Below are 16,692 nucleotides of genomic sequence, written 5' to 3' on the forward strand. Positions count from 1 at the left end.
CGGTCCTGCCAGCTCGTCGTCGATCTTCACGTACAGTGCAGTGAGAAGGGTCTCGAGGTTGTTCGTCACAAAACGATCATCGAGGCCCTTCCCCCTTTGCCGCAGAGCTTCGGACTTACTCGTCTAGATACGCGATGTAGATTCCGACGCATATCTTGACGATTTGTATTCTTGACTCCTGGAGCCGAGCGGGGCGGTCCACCTGCCGCTGGCCAGGCCCGCGCACATCACGATCGCGATGCTGACCGCGGTGCCGACGTGGAACGAGTACGTGCTCACCCGTGTGTCGATCTCCGACCGGCCGCTGTTCATCACTGCCGATCGGGCTGGAGCCGCTGATCTCCAGCGAGGTGCCGAGGTACAACGAGTTGACATCCTCCCCGCCTGAAGGCCGGGATTCCAACCCACCTCACGCTAACAGAGGACGGGTTGAGGTTCGCGGTGCACCGGCCCGGCAACCCGTGGCCCTTCCCGCGCAGACACGGCATGCCCTGCCGCGTGTTGGATGTTCCTGGCCGCGTTCACGTCGGCGTTGGCGGCGTATCCGCAGGATCGGCAGCGGAAGGCGGCTTGGCTCTCGCGTGCCTCCCGGTCGACGATCCCGCACGCCGAGCACCGCTGGCTCGTGTACGCGGGGTTGATCTTCACTACCCGGCCGGGAGCCTTGTGCTCCAGCCGTTCGACCAGTTGTCCCCAGCCGGCCGCGAGGATCGACCGATTGAGCCCGGCCTTGGCCCGTATGTTCGTGCCGGGCTCGGCGAGCGTTCCCCGAGCCGACCGGGTCATGTTGCCGATCTTCAGGTCTTCGACGGCGATCACGTCGAACCGCCGCGCCAGCCCGGTCGAGGTCTGCTCCACCCAGTCCTTCCGCCGGTCCGTCTCGCGCGCCCTCAGCTTCGCGGCGGCCCGTTTGACCGTGGCGCGCCGGTGCGAGCCGCGCCCGGCCCGAGCGAGCTTGCGCACCAGCCGCCGCAACCGGGCCCGCTCCGTCTCGCGCAGGCCGGGCGCGTGCAGCATCTCCCCGGTGGACAGGGCTGCCGACACGGCCACGCCCCGATCCACGCCGACGAACGCGCCCGTTTCGGGCGCCGGGATCGGGGCGGGGATCGCGGCGAAGGCGACATGCCAGCGTCCCGCCCGGTCTCGGATGATCCGGTAGGACTTGACACCGTCCGGCACGTTGCGGGACCAGCGGAAGTGCACCCATCCCACCTTGGGGATGCGCACCTCGCCAACGTTGCGGGACAGCCGGCGCACATCGTCGGCCTGCACGGCAACGATTCGGAACCCTTCGTGCTGCCCGCGCTTGCGATATGTCGGTCTGCGGTGGGTGCCGGCGAAGAAGTTGGCCATGGCCTGGGCGAAGTCCTTCAGCGCCTGCTGCTGCACGATGACCGAGCCCGCCCGCAACCAGGCGAACTCCGCCCGCGCCTGGGTGAGCTGGCGGCACTGCTCGGCGAACCCAGGCGCGCTCTTGCGGCCCGCCCGCCAATGCTCATGCTGCTCTACCGCCAGATTCCAGACGAATCGGGCGTGCCCGCAATGCTCCAGCAACACCGCCTCCTGGGCGGGCGTGGGCTGGAGCCGGTAGCGGGACACGCCGATCAACCTACCGATCACCACCGACAGAACCGGGAGCTCGACATGCCCGACCGTTCCGCGTTTCCTCCTCACCCTGAAGAACGAGGCATCCACACTGTTGGTGTCCGGTGATGGCCGCCTGATGGCTGCCTCGTTCATCGGTCATCGCGTTGTTCGTGGTGTTGCAGCGTTACTTCGTGAACGGGCTGGTCGGCGCGATCAAGGGCTGAAACCGCTCGACCCAGTAGCGGGTGCGGTCGAGGTACGCGGTCTCGGCGGCGGCGCCGGTCTTCCCGTACGCGCCGTCGAAGCTCTGGTACCCGGACCTGACGACGGCGGGCTCGAGCACGCTGCCCTCGTGCCACTCGTTGAACGACGTGATCGACACCCAGGTCGGAGCGGTGTTGATGGCGTTGGTCCACTCCTTGTCGTAGGTGGCGCCGTTGTCCCTGCTCAGCGTGGGGGTGGTGTTGCCGGGGACGGCGCGGTCGTCGATGTAGCCGGGGCCGACCGACGGCGCCCAGACCAGGTTGTGCTGCTTGGCGTAGCCGGCGGCCTGCGCCCAGCCGGGGGCGGTGGCGCCGGCGATCGCGTCGTAGGTGTACATGCCGGAGAAGTGCGCGATCTTGGAGGTGTCGGTGGTCTGGGCGAGGATGACGTTGGCGCCGGTGACCTGGTCGAGCGCCGTCCAGTCGGTGATCTTCAGGCTTTCGAAGACGTAGAACGCGTTGCGGAAGGCCGGGTGCGCGCCGTAGGTCTGGTTGAGGTATTGAACGTCGGACACGACCGAGGCGGCGGTGCGGCCGGCGTACGGCTCGAGGTGCCAGGCGACCTTGAGGCCCTCGCGCTGGGCGGCGTCCATGACCCGGCGGGCCAGGTTGTCCTCGTAGCCGCCGCGGCCCCACCAGCTGTAGACGAGCACGCCCGCGCCCGACTGCCTGATCCAGCGCATGTGCTGGTCGATCGCGGCCTGGTCGCCGGAGTCGTAGGGGCCGAGCTTGGGGTAGAGGTCGGCGCCGATGTCCGCGGGCGGGGTGTGGCCGCCCTGCTGCCAGTGCCGCCAGGCGCCGCTCAGGGACGGGCTGCCGTACCAGGGGTAGTAGAAGACGTGCACGTTCGGCGAGACCTGGGCCTGCGTCGTCCCCGTGCTCAGGGTGAAGGTGTCGATGTCGAACAGGGCGCCCGCGCCGCCCGCGAAGGCCAGGAACAGGGAGCCGGTCGCGGTGGCGGTCAGGGTGGTGGTGACGGTCTGGAAGGTCTCCCAGCCGCCGGTGACCGGGACGGTGACGGTGCCGAGGAGGGTGCCGGTGGCCGAGCCTGAGCGGATCTGGATGGTGCCGCCCGCGCCTCCGGAGGAGATCCGGGCGCTGAACGCCTTCGCGCCCGCCGTGCTGACCTGCGAGTATCCGGCCCAGTCGGCGTTGTCGATGTAGCCCAGCGTCTTGCCGCCGCTGGCGGAGGCGTGGTTGGCGATCTGCACGCCCTGGCTTGAGGTGTAGGCCTCGCCCTCTGTCGGGATGGGTGAGGCGGTCGCGCCGGCCGCGTACTGGATGGCGCCGAGCAGGAGCTGGCGGAAATTACCGTCGCTGTACGATTCGACGGTGTGGCCGAGCCCGGTGTAGAACGACCTGCCGTTGCCCTGGGCGTGGTACCACGTGATGGGGTGGTCGGCACCCATCGTGCCGCCGGTGTAGGTGCTCTCGTCGAGGGTCTGCAGGACCTTCACGTTGGGGCGCGGGTTGGTGCGGTAGTTGTACCACTCGTCGGTGCGCGTCCAGGTCGCGCCGAGATGGGCGGTGGCCGGGTGGGTTCGGTCCTCGTTCCTGATCGTGGCCTGCTGGATGGCCGGGTGGCTGCTGAAGTAGGCGCCGACGAGTCTCTCGTAGTACGGCCAGCCGTACTCGGTGTCGGCGGCGGCGTGGATGCCGACGAAACCGCCGCCGCCGTCCACGTACGACTGCAGCGCGGTCTGCTGGGTGTCGTTCAGCACGTCGCCGGTGGTGCTGAGGAACACCACCGCCTGGTAGCCGGCCAGGTTGGCCGGGGTGAAGGCATTGGCGTCCTCGGTCGCCGTGACGGTGAAGCCGTTGGCCGTGCCGAGGCTCCTGATGGCCTCGATGCCGGCCGGGATGGAGTCGTGCCGGAAGCCGGCCGTCTTGGAGAAGACCAGCACCTGGTAGGCGGCGTCGGCGGTGGCGGCCGCTGGGGCGATCATGGAGATGAGCGTGGCGAGGACGATTCCTATGACTCTGGTCATCCGGTGCCTACCTCGTGATGGTGAAGGTGTCGATGTCGAACAGGGCGCCCGCGCCGCCCGCGAAGGCCAGGAACAGCGGGCCGGTCGCGGTGGCGGTCAGGGTGGTGGTGACGGTCTGGAAGGTCTCCCAGCCGCCGGTCACGGGGACGGTGACGGTGCCGAGGAGGGTGCCGGTGGCCGAGCCTGAGCGGATCTGGATGGTGCCGCCCGCGCCTCCGGAGGAGATCCGGGCGCTGAACGCCTTCGCGCCCGCCGTGCTGACCTGCGAGTATCCGGCCCAGTCGGCGTTGTCGACGTAGCCGAGTGTCTTGCCGCCGCTGGCCGGCGGATGGTCGGCCACCTGCACGCCCGAGTTGGACGTGTACGCCTCCGCCTCCGTGCCTGTTTCAAAGGTGAACGCGTCCACATCGAGCAGGTTGCCCTGGCCGGTCACCCCCTTGAACACCAGGAAGAGAGTCGTGGTGCCGGAAGGGGCGTTGGACAGGTTCGCCGAGACGTTCGCGAAGGTGTCCCAGCCGCCGGTGTTCGGCACGGTCAGGGTGCCGAGCAGGGTGCCGGTGGCCGAGCCCGCGCGCACTTCGATGGTGCCGCCGGGGCCGCCGGACGACACGCGGGCGGTGATTCTGGTGGCGTTGCCGAGTGCGTACGGCTGGAAGGAGATCCAGTCGCCGTTGTCGGTGAAGCCGACCGTCCTGCCGCCCTCCGCCGCGCCGTGGTCGGCGGGCTGGATGCCGGACTGCGCGCCGAAGTGCTCGGCCTGCCGGTGCCTGGGCTGCAGCGTACGGGTGCTGTGCGTGGTCAGGCCGCCCTTGTCGGTGTACTCGGCGTCGAAGACGCCGTAGATGTTTGCGGCACTGTCGTGCTCGCCGTCCACCGGCACCGCGACTGAGCCCGTGCAGCCGGTGCTGGACGTGATCTGGTGGTTGTGGCTGTCATGCCCGAGCAGGTACGTCACCTTGACCTTCGTGCAGTCGACCGTCCCGTCCTCGGGGTCGGTGACCGTGACCGCGAACGGCACGGTGTCGCCGAACGAGAACAGCTGCCCCTGCACCGGCTGGGTGAGCGTGACACTGGGCGCGGTGTTGCCGACCGTGATCACCAGACTGGCCGTGCCGGTCAATCCCTCCGGGTCCCTGACGGTGAGCGTGGGCGTGTAGGTGCCGTTGGCCGCGTACGTGTGGGACGGGTTGGGCTGGGTGGAGGTGGCGCCGTCGCCTAAGCTCCACGAGTACGTCAACGCGCCGCCCTCCGGATCGGAGCTGCCCGCCGAGGAGAAGGCCACGGCCAGGGGCGCGGGTCCCGAGGTCTTGTCGGAGGCGGCCTTGGCGATCGGGTTGCGGTTGGTGCCGCCGATGTACTCGATCCGGTAGAGTGCCTGGTCGCCCGCGCCCGTGCCGTAGTCGAGCACGTAGAGCGCGCCGTCGGGGCCGAAGTCGGTGTCGATGATCTGCGTGCCCGTCCACGGGAACGACTCGATCGTCCCGTACGAGCCGTCGGCCTTGACCTCGACGGCCCTGATCCACCTCCGTCCGAACTCGGCGGCGAAGTAACGGCCGTTGAGCGAGGAGGGGAACTTGACGGCCGAGTCGAGGTCGGGGTCGTACCGGTAGACCTCGCCGCCCATCGGCGACTCCGATCCGCTGCCGAACTCCGGCGGCGAGCCCGCGTCCCCGGCGTAGCGGATCCAGCTCGGCTTGGCGGCCGGGAGGGTGGCCAGGCCGGTGTTGCGGAACGAGTTGTTCGTCGGCCCGCCCGCGCAGTTGTACTTGGCGGCTGACGGACCGCTCGGGAAGGTGTACTCGTTGTAGGTCTCGGTGGTCGTGTTGGTCCCGGTGCAGTACGGCCAGCCGTAGTTGCCCGGCGCGGTGATCCGGTCGAACTCGACCTGGCCGTTCGGGCCCCTGTTCGGGTCGGTGGTGCCCGCGTCGGGGCCGTAGTCGCCCAGGTAGACCACGCCGGTGGGACGGTCGACCGACATCCTGAACGGGTTGCGGAAGCCCATCGCGTAGATCTCCGGCCTGGTCCCGGCCGTTCCGGGCAGGAAGAGGTTGCCTGACGGGATCGTGTACGTGCCGTCCGGTTGCGGCTTGACGCGCAGGAGCTTGCCGCGCAGGTCGTTGGTGTTCGCGCTTGATCGCTGGGCGTCGAACTGGGGGTTGCGGTTCGTGCGCTCGTCGAGCGGGGAGTAGCCGCTGGACTCGAACGGGTTCGTGTCGTCGCCTGTCGTGAGGTAGAGGTTGCCCGCGCTGTCGAAGTCGATGTCACCGCCTACGTGGCAGCACTGGCCGCGATCGTTCGGGACCTGGAGGACGACCTTTTCGCTTGCCAGGTCGAGTGTGTTGTCCGCTTTGAGGGTGAACCTGGAGAGGTTCAGGTGGCCTTTCCACGGCTCGAAGTCGGCGGCTGTGCCTGTGGTGGGGGCGTCGCCTGCCGGGGTGGTGAGCTTGGGGGAGTAGTAGAGGTAGACGAAGCGGTTCGTGGCGAAGCCTGGGTCGACGGCTATGCCCTGGAGGCCCTCTTCGTCGTGGGTGTAGATGTCCAGCTTGCCGGCGACCTTGGTGTTGCCCGCCGGGTCGGTGTGTCTGACCGTGCCGTCGCGGGCCGTGTGCAGGATGCCTCGGTCGGGGAGCACGGCCAGGGACATCGCCTCGCCGATCTCGGGCGGGCCGGCGGCTAACTGGACCTGCTGGTAGTCGGCCGGCGGGATGTCGGCCTTCGCCGCGGTCGTGATCGTGGCGCTCGGGAGCGCCAGGAGTAAGGCCGTGAGCAGGCGTGCTGCTGCTGCCATGGGCTTCCTTTCCTGACCTGGGGGGTTGAGTCAGGCAAGGCGCGCGCAGCTCCTTGCGCTTGACGTTTTGTACGACAAGTGGAGCTATTTCGCCAGTATTTCGGGACGTTTGCGATGTTGGCATCGGAAAAGTGAGCTGTCAAGATGCTTGATTTTTACAGTTGATGAAAGAGAGTCGTTGCAGGTCAGCGCAAAGTCATGACAGTGATCGCGAAAATAGTGGACTCACTGGATGGCATCAGCCTATTGGCCGGATTGATCATCGATCCGGATCACGATTGGCTACGGTTGAGCGCCCGCCGACCCTGCGCACGATGAGGCCGTAGACGGTCACATGGGATGAAACTGTCGCCGAGAACACGCTCGTCCATCGGCCAGGCTCCAGGATGGCCATCGGGGCTCGTTGGGGCTTTTGGCGGCGCGAATGGCGTATTAGCATAGAAGTGGTGAGGGTGTCAAGGTAGCTATCGGGGGCGAGTCGCTATGAAGGTCTACACCGTAGAACTCAAGAACCAGCCCGGCGAGCTGGCCCATGTGTGCGAGGTGCTCGGTCGTGCCGAGGTCAACATCGAGTTGGCCGGGGCGACCTCAGGTGACCACGGGACCGTCTACTTCACCGCGTCGGACGAGTCGGGCGTGGCTGCGGCCCTGGAGGGAGCCGGCATCGAGTTCAGCACGTACCCCGCGCTCAGGGTGACGTGCGCCGATCAGCCCGGTGAGGCGGCCAAGTTCGCGCGCAAGCTGGCGAACGCCAACATCAACGCGGAGTGGTTGCTGCCCGTCTCGATATGCCAGGGCGAGGTGGCATTCGCGCTGTGCGTCGACAAGTTCGACGAGGCGCGGACCATGCTGGGTGATCAGGCCTCCGGGTAGGGTCTGAGCTCATTCCGCGGCGACGAGCACACCGGTGAGCGGTGTGCTCGTCGTGTGCCTGGAGACCCCCGGCACGCCGGTGGGCTTGTGGGGGACTTGCGGTCGCCGGTTCGGTACGCACTCGACGCTGGGTCGGCGGGACAACAGCCGGTTGGCGCGGGTCAGCTTGCGGACACCGAGAAGTTGTTGGTGGTGAAGTCCAGGCCGCCGCTGGCGGAGGTGATCTCGTAGCCGAACTGTACGTCACCGAGCGTCACGTCACCCATCCAGCCGTTGCCGCGTAGCCAGTTGAGCACCGCCCTGACGTCGACCGTGCCGGAGTTCGTGTTGCCGGTTCTGACGAATGAGAAGACCTGGTTGGAGCCGTTGCTTCCGCGGTAGACGTCCCAGCTGTGGCCGCCTACGGAGGCGCTCGTCTGGCGGGAGCCCAGGGGGCCGACGGCGCCGCGCTTGTTCATCCACAACATGATCTCGTAGGCGTGGTTGGTGTCCCAGATGTCGTACGCCGTGGTGTAGGCGCCACCCCCGGGGACGGTGACGTTGAAGGTGCTGGTGACGTTGCCCAGGGTGCTGATCCGTCTGCCGACGTACTTGGTGGCGTTCGGATAGGCCTTTACTCCGCCGGTATTCGGGTGATTTGCCCATACGCCCCAGTTGCTGAAGGAGTTCGCCCAAATAGTTTGGGGTCCGGCGCCGCTGCCCCAAATGTTGTTGTAAAGCGTGTAACCGCCGTTGGTCCAGGTGCCCCACCGGTCGGTGGACGACCAGACCGCGGCGTGGGCGGGAGGGGCGAGGAGGCCGGTGATGATCGTCAGCACGCCGGTGAGAACGGCGATGCGCGAGGTCTTCCGCATGTTTGCTCCTTCCTGACAGGGACTTCTGCCGAACGGCCTAGTGTTGATTAGTTTGGATGTCATCCAAACTAATCAGCACATACTATGCGCTCGTTGACCTGTTCCGTCAAGGAGTGATTGCCCTTTCGTTAAAGTGAGCTGGGCAACGTCGTGAAAATAAGCGTGATGCATTCATGAAATGGCGGGGGAAATCGTGACTTTTTTGCTGATCGTGCTGGCGGTGGTCCTCATCGGCGCGGTCGTGGCCATCGTGGCGCTGCTCGGCCCGGTCACCCGGCGGATGACCGGCACCAGCGGGCTCACGCCGGAGCAGCGTGTCGGCGCGGTGACCGGCACGCGGACGATGCTCATGCAGGTGGGTTCGGTCATCACCGCCGCGCTGGCGCTGGCCGGCATGGTCGGTACGTTCTGGTACAACTCGCAGACCGTCTCACTCGAAATCGAGAAGCAGTTCCAGGCCCGCTATGACAAGGCGGTGCAGGATCTGAGGTCCGATGTGGCGAGCATCCGGGTCACCAGCCTGTACGAACTGGAGGACCTCGCCCGCGACGCGCCCTCGTACGCCTGGAAGGTGACCACGACCATCTCCGCCTACCTGCAGGACCGGGCGCGCGGCGAGAAGACGGCCCGCCCCCATCTGACCGTCCAGGCCGCCCTGACCGTGCTCGGCCACCGGGATCGCCGGACCGACCGGGGCACCGTGGTCACGGGTCCGCTCGACGCAGACGGGGTCACGCTCTCGAAGGCCGATCTCTCCGGCATGGACCTGCGCGGCATCGACTTGGCGGAGGCGGTCCTGGACCGGGCCGACTTCACCGGCGCGGACCTGCGGGAGGCCCGGTTCACCAAGTCGGACGTGCGCGAGGCCGACTTCACCGGGGCCCGGCTCGACGGCGCGGCCTTCGACGATGCCCTGTCCGACGGCGCCGTGGGCCTGCCGGGGCCGGGCAAGCCCACCCCCCGATGCCCGCCGGGCTCGTGATCTCCCGCCCTCGGGGTCAGCCCTTGACGGAGCCGGCGAAGCTGAAGGAGCTGGCCAGATACTTGTTCACGGCTACATAAAGGACGACGGCCGGGGCTGTGTAGAGGATCGAGAAGGCGGCCAGTTGGCCGTAGGCCACCTGCCCGTACTGGGAGAAGAAGGTGTAGATGGTGACCGCTGCCGGCTGCTTCTCCGGAGTGTCCAGCAAAACGAAGGGGGCGAAGAAATTGCCCCACTGGCCGACGAATACGAAGATCGCGACCACGGCGATTCCCGGGGCCATCAAAGGGCCGACGACGGCGGTCAGGGAGCGTAGCCAGCCCGCGCCGTCCACCCAGGCGGCCTCCTCGAGATTGACCGGCACTCCGTCCATGAAATTCTTCATCATCCAGATCGAGAACGGCAGCGAACTCGCCGTCAGGAACAGGACCATCGCCGGCACCGAGCCGTAGAGATTGAATCTGAAGAACATCGCGTAGACCGGCACGAGGATTGCCGTCACCGGCAGGCCCGTGGTGAACAGGAGGGTCAGCATGAAGTGGCGGCGGTAGCGGAGCTGGTAGCGCGAGAGAGGGTACGCGGCCAAACCTGCCACCAGGACTGTCAGGATCGCGGTGGTGCCTGAGATGATGATCGAATTTATCAGGGGCAGGATGATGGTTTCCCAGGTCAGGACTGCTTTGAAATTGTCCAAGGAGAAGGTGAGCGTGGGGCTGGCCGCCAGCGTGGCTTCTGGTTGGACCGAGGCGATCAGGACCCAGAGGAACGGGCCCACAAAGGCCAAGGCGATCAGGAGGAGTGCCAGCAATGCCGCGCCCCTGGCGGCCAATCTCGTCACGCGTCCTCCACTTTGATCAACCGCAGGTAGATCAGCGAGAACAGGGCGCCTACCACCAGCATGACCAGGGCGATCGCCGAGCCGTAGCCGATTTCGAAATAGCGGAACGCCTGCTCGTACATATAGAGCGGTGTCGTCTGGCTGGCCGTTCCGGGGCCGCCGCCGGTCAGGGCGTAGATGAGGCCGAAGCTCGCCAACGTCTGCAAGGTGATCAGCATCAGGTTGGCCATGATGGAGCGGCGGATCAGCGGGAGCGTGATGTGCAGGAGGCGGCGGCCTGGGCCTGCCCCGTCCACCGCCGCCGCCTCCACCAGATCGGCGGGGACCTCCGAGAGGGCGGCCGAATAGACGAGCATCGAGAAGGCCGTGCCGCGCCAGATGTTGGCCAGGATCACCGCGACCATGGGGGCCGTGTACAACCATTCCTGGGAAATGCCCAGCAGCGAGTTCAGGGTGCCTTCCTCGGCCAGGAATGAGAACCAGCAGGCCGCTGCCACCACTTCTGGCACCACCCAGGCGGCGATGACCACGCCGTTGACGACGCTGCGGGTCACGCGGCCGCGGCCGCGTTGGAGGAGAGCGATGATCAGGCCCAGGGTGTTCTGGCCGATGACGGCGGAGCCGATGACGAAGACGAAAGTGAGGAGGAAGGAATTGAGGAAGTTCGGGTCGCCGAAGAGCTTCACGAAGTTGGCGACGCCGACGAACTGCGAATTCACCGAGGCCGAGCCGGTCAGCGTCTCGTTGGTGAAGGCTATGTAGAGGCTCCAGAGGATGGGACCGGCCAGGAACAGAGCGAGTAAGACGAGCGCCGGGCCCAGGGGGAGGAGCCAGCGCAGTGCGCCGCGCCGTGACGAGCCGCGGATCGGCGGGCTCGTCACGGGTGGAGACCGCGTCGCGGCTACCGTCATCGGGCCAATACCTTGTCGGCGCCTCCCACGGCCGTGGGCAACGCCTTGACGTACGCCGCCGTCGCTTCCTCAGGGGTCTGCGAGCCGGTGGTGACCGCCTCCATGGCCTCCTGGACCTGGGCCGACACCTTCGGGTACGCCTCGAAGGCCGGCCGGTAGCGGGTGACGGAGGCCAGGTCGGTGAAGAACTTGACGCTCGGGTTGCCGGCGCTGTACTTCGGGTCGGCGGCCACGTCCTTGCGGGGAGCCAGGTCGCCCGTGCTCACCGAGTACGTCATCGAGTTCTCCTTGTTGGTGGCCACCGTGATGAAGTCGAACGCCTCCTGCTTGTTCTTCGCGTACGAGCTCATCGCCATGACCCAGCCGCCCGACATGCTGACCGCCCCCGGCGCCTCGCCGTTCTGCGTCGGCATGGACGTCCAGCCGACCTTGTCCTCCCACTGCGGCCAGGGCTTGGTGCTGGTCGGCTTCCAGGCCGCGGCGGTCCAGGCGCCGTCGAGCGAGATGCCCACCTCGGCGTTGGGGAACCACTCGAGGTTCACCTTGTCGGCGAGCTTGGCGTTGTGGGCGTCGGCCGGCTTGGGACCCAGTTCCTCCCGGTAGATGGTGTTGACGAAGGTCAGGGCATCGGTGAACTGTTTCCCGCCGGCCACCCACTTCTTCTGCGTCTCGTCGTAGAGGGTGCCGCCCGGCGTGCCGTACAGGAGCATCTCGAAGCCCTGCATGGTCGACGCCTCGCCGTGGATCTTCGTCGAGTACATGCTGAACGGGACGACATCGGGCACCTTCTGCTTGATCGTGCGGGCGGCCGTGAGGACGTCGTTCCAGGTCTTCGGCTCCCACGGGACCGGCAGACCGGCCTTGGCGAAGACGTCCTTGTGGTACCAGAGGCCGCGCGTGTCCGTGCTGATCGGCACACCGTAGATCTTGCCGTCCCCGCCCTTGGCGGCCTCCTTGACGGAGTCGGGGAACTGGGTGCTCCAGTCGGGCCACTTGGCCAGGTAGTCGTCGAGCGGGGCCAGCTTGCCCGCCGCCACGTCCGCGTTCACCTGGAACGTGTCGTGGTAGTAGAGGTCGGGTGCCGAGTCCGGGGAGCGGTTCAGCAGCGCCAGCTTCGTGTAGTACGCCTCATTGGTCCCCTGGACGGGCGTGAGCTTGATCTTGACGCCCGGATGAGCGGTTTCGTACTGCTTCTTCGCGTCGGTGAGCATCTTCTCCAGATGCGGCCACGTCACGTCGACTTTGTAGAGGACCTCGAGTTCCTTGCTGCCGGAGGTGTTCTGCGCGGGGTCGTCCGCGCCGCAGCCGGCGACGGCTGCCAGTAGCAGGAGGGAACCGGCCAGACTACGTTTCATCACAGTCACCCCTGTTTCCTCGGGTTGCCGCGAAGGTAAATCTTTTTGATTTACTAAGTCAACACTCTGTGGTGATATTGCTCACATGCAGCAGGGCACGAATCTGCCCAAGGTCGGGAGCTACAACCGGGCCGTGGTCCTGGAGGCGATCCAGGCGTCGGACGGGATCAGCCGGGTTCAGATCGCGACACGGACGCGGTTGACCGCGCAGACCGTGTCCGTGATCGTGCGCAGGTTGCTGGAGGAGGGGCTCGTCGTCGAGGACGGGTCCGTGCCGTCGAGCGGGGGCAAGCCGCGCACGATTCTCCGCGTGGATCCGCGCGCCGGGTACGCGATCGGGGTGCACTTCGACCCGAAGGAGATCTCGTGCGTGCTGGCTGATCTGGCGGGGCGGCCGGTCGCGCGGCTGCACGTGCCGGTGCGGCCGGGACTGAAGCCGGAGGCGGTGATCCGGCAGATGGCCAGGGCCGCGCGGCGCATCCTCAGGGAGGCGGGGGTGGCGGACGGGAAGGTGCTGGGGGTCGGGCTCGCCTGCCCGGGCCCGCTGGACGGGGACGGGGTGATGGTGTGCCCGCCGCGGTTGCCCGCGTGGGATCGGGTGCCGATCAAGAGCTTGCTACACGAGCACACGCGCTTTCCCATGACCGTGGACAACGACGCCACCGCGGCCGCCATCGGCGAGCGGTGGGCCGGGATCGCCCGGTCCACGCCGAGCTTCGCCTACCTGTACCTGGGGACGGGGATCGGCGGCGGGATATTTCTGGATAACCAGGTGTATCGGGGGCGGTCGCAGAACGCCGCCGAGTTCGGGCACATCACAGTCGAGCCCGACGGGCCCGCGTGCTATTGCGGGAATCGGGGGTGCGTGGAGGCCGTCTGCTGCCCGAGCGCGATCGAGGCCGCCATGGGAAACGGCCGGAGGCACGCCGCCATCTGCGCGGACGCGGCAGCGGGCGAGCCCGAGGCGCTGAAGGTGATCGAACGGGTGGCGGAGCGGCTGGCCGATGCCGCCGTGAGCGTGGTGAACATGCTGGACATCGACCTGCTCGTGCTCGGCGGGCCCGCGCTCAGGGAGGTAGGGGGGATCTACCAGGAGGTGATCGCGCGGGCCGTGTCGAGCAGGCCGCTGGCCAGGCGGTTGCATGCCGTGCGGGTGGAGACCTCGCCGATCGCGGCCGACGCCGCCGCGATCGGCGCGGCCTCGCTGGTCTTTCACTGCACGTACGCGCCCAACCTGGGCACCTTGTTGAGCGACTAGGCGCGCTTCAGGCGAAGCGTGACCAGCTCGAACGGCCGCAGCGACAGGGGCACTGTGCCTTCGAAACGCTGCGGTTCTCCCGTGGGGCGTTCGAGCAGGTCCGTGGCGACGACCTCCGTGACCGGGAAGCCCGGCGTGAGGGTGGCGCGGGCCCGGCCGCCCCTGGACTCGTGGAAACGTACGATCACGTCGCCGCTCTCGTCGTCGGCCAGCTTGACCGCCGTCACCACGACCGCGTCATCGTCGACGCTGATCAACGGCTCGACGGCCGCGGAGCCGGGCACACGGCGCTCCGGGAGGTTGATGAAGTAGCCCTCGCGGACCGCGTCGCCGATCGTCGCGCCCGGCACCAGCGCGTGGCGGAAGCGATGCACACCCTGGTCGGTCTCCGGATCGGGGAAGCGCGGCGCGCGCAGCAGGGAGACGCGCAGCGTGGTCGTGCCCGCGGTACGGGTGACGTCATGGCCATAGGTCGAGTCGTTGACCACGGCGACCCCCCACCCGGGCTCCTCCACGTGCACGAAGCGGTGGTTGCACGCCTCGAACTTGGCGGCCTCCCAGCTCGTGTTGGTGTGCGTGGCGCGGAAGGCGTGGCCGTACTGGCTCTCGGAGGCGTACCGGTCGGCGTGCACGTCCAGCGGGAACGCCAGCTTGAGGAACTTCTCCGTCTCGTGCCAGTCGACCTCGGTGTCGATGTCGAGCCGCCCGCCGGAGAGGGTGAGCAGTTGCGTCACGGTCGAGGAGCCGAAGGAGCGCCTGACCCGGACGGATCCGCCGTCGAGGCTCACGTCGTCGAAGGACACCAGGTCGGTGACCGTGTTGCGGTAGAACTCGTCCACGTCCCAGGCGTCCCATTTGTTGGGGAAGTCGGGGTGGAGCTGGAGGAGGTTCGCCGCCTGGCCGGGCGCGATCGTCTCCCGGCCGGCGGTCAGGTCGTAGGCCGACACGACCAGGCCGCGGGCGTCGATCTCCACCCTGAGCAGGGCGTTCTCCAGCACGTAGCCGCCTTCGGGGCGGGGGCGCGCGCTGGTCTCGCCGGCCGGAGCCACCTCAGAGGCGCCCCCGGCGGCGACCCCGTGGCGGGTGTGCGCGGCCGCGTTGAAGACCAGCGTGCCGTCGCCGTCCCCGGCCACCGCCCGCTGGGCGGTGTCGATGATGGCGTTCAGCTCCTCCGCCACCGCCGCGTACGTCTTCGCCGCCTCCCGGTGCACCCACGCGATCGACGAGCCCGGCAGGATGTCGTGGAACTGGTGCAGCAGCACCGTCTTCCAGATCCGGTCGAGCTGCGCGTACGGGTACGGAACGCCCTTGCGCACGGCGGCGGTGGCAGTCCACAACTCGGCCTCCCGCAGGAGCGACTCGCTGCGGCGGTTGCCCTGCTTCGTCTTGGCCTGGCTGGTGAGGGTGGCCCGGTGCAGCTCCAGGTAGAGCTCGCCCACCCAGACCGGCGGGTGCGGGTATTCCGCCTCGGCCTTGGCGAAGAAGTCGGCGGGCGGCTCCCAGGTGACGGCCGTGGAGCCCTCCAGGTCACGTACCCGGGCGGCCTTGGCGATCATCTCGCGCGTCGTGCCGCCGCCCCCGTCGCCCCACCCCGTCGGCGCGAGGGAGTGCCGTGCGACGCCCTTGTCCTTGAAGTTGCGCGCCGCGTGCGCCAGCTCGCGGCCGCTCATCGAGCAGTTGTAGGTGTCCACCGGCGGGAAGTGCGTGAAGATCCGGGTCCCGTCGATGCCCTCCCACAGGAACGTGTGATGCGGGAACCTGTTGGTCTGGCTCCACGAGATCTTCTGCGTGAGCAGCCGCTTCGAGCCCGCCGCCCTGATGATCTGCGGCAGCCCGGCCGCGAAGCCGAACGTGTCCGGCAGCCACACCTCCTCGTTGTCCACGCCGAACTCGTCGATGAAGAAGCGTTTGCCGTGCACGAACTGCCTGGCCATGGCCTCGGAGCCGGGCATGTTCGTGTCGGACTCCACCCACATGCCGCCCGCCGGGACGAACCTGCCGGCGGCCACCGCCTTGGTCACCTTCGCCCACACCTCGGGCCGGTGCTCCTTGATCCACGCCCACTGCTGCGCCTGCGACATCGCGAACACGAAGTCCGGCTCGTCCTCCAGCAGCGCGGTCATGTTCGAGGCGGTGCGGGCCACCTTGCGCACCGTCTCGCGCAGCGGCCACAACCAGGCCGAGTCGATGTGCGCGTGGCCGACCGCGCTGATCCGGTGCGCCGAGGGCGTGGCGGGAGCGGAGAGCACCCCGGTCAGCTCGGCGCGGGCGGCTCCCGCCGTCCCGTTGACGTTCTGGAGGTCGACGGCGTCCAGCGCCCGGTTCGCCGCCCGCAGCAGCTCCCAGCGGCGGGGGCTGTCCACGGGCAGCTCCAGCATCAGCTCGCCCAGCACCTCCAGGTCCATCACCAGCTGCCAGACGGTCTCGTCGAAGACGGCCAGGTCCATGCGGGCGATCCGGTATTGGGGCTCGGCGCCGGCCGTCTCCTTGTCGCCGAGCAGCGTCGGCTGGAACGGGTGGTAGCCGAGGATGACCGGGTTGGAGGCGGCCTCGATGCGCAGGTCGACCTGCTCGCCGCCCGCTGCCGGGGCGGCCACGCGTACCCACTGGTTGCGGGGATTGAGGCCCTTGACCGGGGTGCCGTCGGGGCGGTAGATCAGGCCCTCGCACTGGAAGCCGGGCATGTTCTCGTCGAAGCCCAGGTCGAGCAGGGCCTCCACGGTCCTGCCCGCCCACTCGCGCGGCACTGTGCCGGTGACCGTGAACCAGCTCGTGCCCCACGGCGCGCCCCACACCTCACCCGCCGCGATCGGCTCGGGCGTCGCGGCCAACCCCTCCGCCACCGGTACGGGCTCGCCGGGCGCGTGCCACACCGCCACGTCCAGCGGCACGGACTCGGGGTAGATCGCCGGACGGATGCGCTCGTCCAGCACGCGCTTCAGCCGGGCTTCGACCAGATTGCGGTCGTCATGCATCAGGGGCCTCCCTAAGCAAA

12 protein-coding genes are annotated in these 16,692 nt (G+C 68.0%); 4 read left to right on the forward strand and 8 right to left on the reverse strand.

Features of this window, described 5'->3' with window-relative positions:
* Positions 1-238 precede the first annotated feature (238 nt).
* A complete protein-coding gene (locus ACFLIM_RS45875) occupies positions 239-388 on the forward strand; it encodes a hypothetical protein (protein WP_393176374.1) in 150 nt (49 codons plus the stop codon).
* A gap of 26 nt (positions 389-414) precedes the next feature.
* Here ACFLIM_RS45875 and ACFLIM_RS45880 read toward each other — a convergent pair whose 3' ends face one another.
* The 3 genes from ACFLIM_RS45880 to ACFLIM_RS45890 form a co-directional block, all read right to left on the reverse strand.
* Positions 415-1,599: an RNA-guided endonuclease InsQ/TnpB family protein gene (locus ACFLIM_RS45880; protein WP_393176376.1), complete on the reverse strand. Its 1,185-nt coding sequence runs from the start codon at positions 1,597-1,599 to the stop codon at positions 415-417.
* A gap of 172 nt (positions 1,600-1,771) precedes the next feature.
* The gene (locus tag ACFLIM_RS45885; protein WP_393176378.1) at positions 1,772-3,838 is read right to left on the reverse strand and encodes a ThuA domain-containing protein; all 2,067 of its coding nucleotides are present in this window, start codon (positions 3,836-3,838) and stop codon (positions 1,772-1,774) included.
* A gap of 7 nt (positions 3,839-3,845) precedes the next feature.
* Positions 3,846-6,626 (reverse strand): carbohydrate-binding protein, encoded by a 2,781-nt coding sequence (locus tag ACFLIM_RS45890; RefSeq protein WP_393176380.1) that lies wholly within the window; start codon positions 6,624-6,626, stop codon positions 3,846-3,848.
* Between the two features lie 483 nt (positions 6,627-7,109).
* On the opposite strand from ACFLIM_RS45890, the gene ACFLIM_RS45895 reads away from it, so the two are divergent.
* Positions 7,110-7,499: a hypothetical protein gene (locus tag ACFLIM_RS45895; protein WP_393176382.1), complete on the forward strand. Its 390-nt coding sequence runs from the start codon at positions 7,110-7,112 to the stop codon at positions 7,497-7,499.
* Between the two features lie 161 nt (positions 7,500-7,660).
* Here ACFLIM_RS45895 and ACFLIM_RS45900 read toward each other — a convergent pair whose 3' ends face one another.
* Positions 7,661-8,353 (reverse strand): glycoside hydrolase family 12 protein, encoded by a 693-nt coding sequence (locus ACFLIM_RS45900; RefSeq protein ID WP_393176384.1) that lies wholly within the window; start codon positions 8,351-8,353, stop codon positions 7,661-7,663.
* A 193-nt stretch (positions 8,354-8,546) separates the two neighbouring features.
* On the opposite strand from ACFLIM_RS45900, the gene ACFLIM_RS45905 reads away from it, so the two are divergent.
* Positions 8,547-9,335 carry a pentapeptide repeat-containing protein gene (locus ACFLIM_RS45905; protein ID WP_393176386.1) on the forward strand — a complete coding sequence of 263 codons (789 nt, stop codon included), beginning with the start codon at positions 8,547-8,549 and terminating at the stop codon, positions 9,333-9,335.
* A gap of 16 nt (positions 9,336-9,351) precedes the next feature.
* On the opposite strand, the gene ACFLIM_RS45910 is transcribed toward ACFLIM_RS45905, so the two are convergent.
* From ACFLIM_RS45910 to ACFLIM_RS45920, 3 genes are read right to left on the reverse strand one after another with little or no spacing between them, the layout of a single operon-like run.
* A complete protein-coding gene (locus tag ACFLIM_RS45910; RefSeq protein ID WP_393176388.1) occupies positions 9,352-10,173 on the reverse strand; it encodes a carbohydrate ABC transporter permease in 822 nt (273 codons plus the stop codon).
* On the reverse strand, positions 10,170-11,084 hold the full coding sequence (locus ACFLIM_RS45915) for a carbohydrate ABC transporter permease (protein WP_393176390.1): 915 nt from the start codon (positions 11,082-11,084) through the stop codon (positions 10,170-10,172). The genes ACFLIM_RS45910 and ACFLIM_RS45915 overlap by 4 nt, the downstream gene beginning before the upstream one ends.
* On the reverse strand, positions 11,081-12,439 hold the full coding sequence (locus tag ACFLIM_RS45920) for an extracellular solute-binding protein (protein ID WP_393176392.1): 1,359 nt from the start codon (positions 12,437-12,439) through the stop codon (positions 11,081-11,083). Before ACFLIM_RS45920 ends, ACFLIM_RS45915 begins: the two co-directional genes overlap by 4 nt.
* Before the next feature lie 85 nt (positions 12,440-12,524).
* On the opposite strand from ACFLIM_RS45920, the gene ACFLIM_RS45925 reads away from it, so the two are divergent.
* Complete coding sequence (locus ACFLIM_RS45925; protein WP_393176394.1) at positions 12,525-13,697, forward strand: ROK family transcriptional regulator; 1,173 nt, start codon at positions 12,525-12,527, stop codon at positions 13,695-13,697.
* Here ACFLIM_RS45925 and ACFLIM_RS45930 read toward each other — a convergent pair.
* Complete coding sequence (locus ACFLIM_RS45930) at positions 13,694-16,672, reverse strand: alpha-mannosidase (RefSeq protein WP_393176396.1); 2,979 nt, start codon at positions 16,670-16,672, stop codon at positions 13,694-13,696. The genes ACFLIM_RS45925 and ACFLIM_RS45930 overlap by 4 nt on opposite strands.
* Positions 16,673-16,692: the final 20 nt, after the last annotated feature.

The sequence above is a fragment of the Nonomuraea marmarensis genome (assembly GCF_043197025.1).
GTDB lineage: Bacteria > Actinomycetota > Actinomycetes > Streptosporangiales > Streptosporangiaceae > Nonomuraea > Nonomuraea marmarensis.

Coding starts and splice junctions, on each gene's coding strand:
- ACFLIM_RS45885 (WP_393176378.1), bottom strand. CDS start 3,838: ATGACCAGAGTCATAGGAATCGTCCTCGCCACGCTCATCTCCATGATC.
- ACFLIM_RS45930 (WP_393176396.1), bottom strand. CDS start 16,672: ATGCATGACGACCGCAATCTGGTCGAAGCCCGGCTGAAGCGCGTGCTG.
- ACFLIM_RS45900 (WP_393176384.1), bottom strand. CDS start 8,353: ATGCGGAAGACCTCGCGCATCGCCGTTCTCACCGGCGTGCTGACGATC.
- ACFLIM_RS45920 (WP_393176392.1), bottom strand. CDS start 12,439: ATGAAACGTAGTCTGGCCGGTTCCCTCCTGCTACTGGCAGCCGTCGCC.
- ACFLIM_RS45890 (WP_393176380.1), bottom strand. CDS start 6,626: ATGGCAGCAGCAGCACGCCTGCTCACGGCCTTACTCCTGGCGCTCCCG.
- ACFLIM_RS45925 (WP_393176394.1), top strand. CDS start 12,525: ATGCAGCAGGGCACGAATCTGCCCAAGGTCGGGAGCTACAACCGGGCC.
- ACFLIM_RS45875 (WP_393176374.1), top strand. CDS start 239: ATGCTGACCGCGGTGCCGACGTGGAACGAGTACGTGCTCACCCGTGTG.
- ACFLIM_RS45895 (WP_393176382.1), top strand. CDS start 7,110: ATGAAGGTCTACACCGTAGAACTCAAGAACCAGCCCGGCGAGCTGGCC.
- ACFLIM_RS45915 (WP_393176390.1), bottom strand. CDS start 11,084: ATGACGGTAGCCGCGACGCGGTCTCCACCCGTGACGAGCCCGCCGATC.